Here is a 1376-nt window from a genome sequence, read left to right as displayed (position 1 = left end):
TGCCGTTGAACGAGCGGACCAAAATGAAGTTGACCACACCGGCCATCGCGTCCGAGCCATAAATGCTGGATGCGCCGTCTTTCAGCACTTCAACACGCTCAATGGCGGACAGAGGAATAACGTTAACGTTGACCGCACCGCCGTCAGCAAACGAAGCCAGGCGGCGGCCGTTCACCAGCACCAAAGTGCGGGTATCTTCCAGGCCACGCAGAGAAATGGTTGCAGCGCCGTATGTGGATAAACCAGCACCCTCAGAGCTTTGCGTACCGCCAGCGGACGAGAGCGCGCTAACGGTTTGCAGCAACTGCTCCGTGCTGGTAACGCCTGTGCGAGCGATGTCTTCTTTGGTCAGAACCTGAACCGACAGTGCGGCTTCGGCGTCCGTGCGGCGAACGGCAGAGCCGGTTACTTCAACACGTTGCAACTTGGCACCAGCATCTTGCGCCAGAACAGGTTGCACTGCCAACACGGAGGCAGAAGCGCCGCAGGCGACTAATACCGAACGTGCCAGCAAGCTGTGTCGGAACTTGGGAGTTTTGTGACTCATGAATTCTCCAATTGATTAAAAACCTGATCGCCCAACATTAGGGCAGACTTGTATACAGTTTCATCGGTCAGATGTACTGGCGGGCCAGACTCAGCAAGAATTGGTCCCACTAGCAAAATAACTTCCGTACAAGCATGTTATAAAGACAGGGGTATTTTTGTAAATAAGGGATTTCAGCAAAAGTTACCTTATTGTTACTTCGGCACAACGAAAAAACACAAATTCCGCACTCCGGCCTTCAACTTGGACAAATGGTCAAGTTTTGCGTGGCGCACACTGCATTGGTGCACTGCACCACGCTGAAAATGCACTGCCTGTTTTACAGGCCAATTCGGTGCACTTATCCACGCTTTTTCTCTACTCTTTCGGGCCGTTAGCTCTCCAAAATACAAGCGCTTTGCGATTGCGCAGCCACCTGGCGCAAAGCCGGAATTGCCTGGGCGCACTGCGCCACTGCCTTGGGGCAACGTGTGCGAAACACACAGCCCGAGGGTTGATTGATAGGCGACGGCAGCTCACCCTGCAGAAGTTGCAAAGTCTTGCCGCGCTCAATGCGCGGCCCAGGCCCATTTCGACTGGGACAGACCTATCTGGCGGCGCATCCAAAGAGACCGTTCAATGTAGCGTGAATAGTACTGATTTTGGTATCATTGGCGCAAGGAGCACGTTATGGAAAACTCACTGACTATCTCGGAGATCAAGCGCCGCGGCATGGCGGTTATCAATGACCGTTTGCGCTCGGGTCCTGCTCACATCATGAAGCGGAACAAGCAATCTGCGGTCATCCTCTCGGAGGCCCAATACCAGCAACTGCTTGGCAAAGATGCTG

At 53.8% G+C, this 1376-nt stretch carries 2 protein-coding genes; both read right to left on the bottom strand.

Translation table 11 applies throughout. The annotated features are described in order from the left end of the window. The coding region (locus AC097P_RS23950; RefSeq protein WP_479612927.1) for a TonB-dependent receptor plug domain-containing protein at positions 1-547 on the bottom strand (547 nt) is incomplete at its 3' end. Between the two features lie 373 nt (positions 548-920). Continuing rightward, the gene (locus AC097P_RS23945) at positions 921-1100 is read right to left on the bottom strand and encodes an oligopeptide/dipeptide ABC transporter ATP-binding protein (RefSeq protein ID WP_479612928.1); all 180 of its coding nucleotides are present in this window, start codon (positions 1098-1100) and stop codon (positions 921-923) included. Positions 1101-1376: the final 276 nt, after the last annotated feature.

The sequence above is a fragment of the Rhodoferax sp. ZS1R8 genome (genome assembly GCF_056521325.1).
Note: the sequence above shows the minus strand (reverse complement) of the source record. Positions and strands in the feature narration are given on the sequence as shown.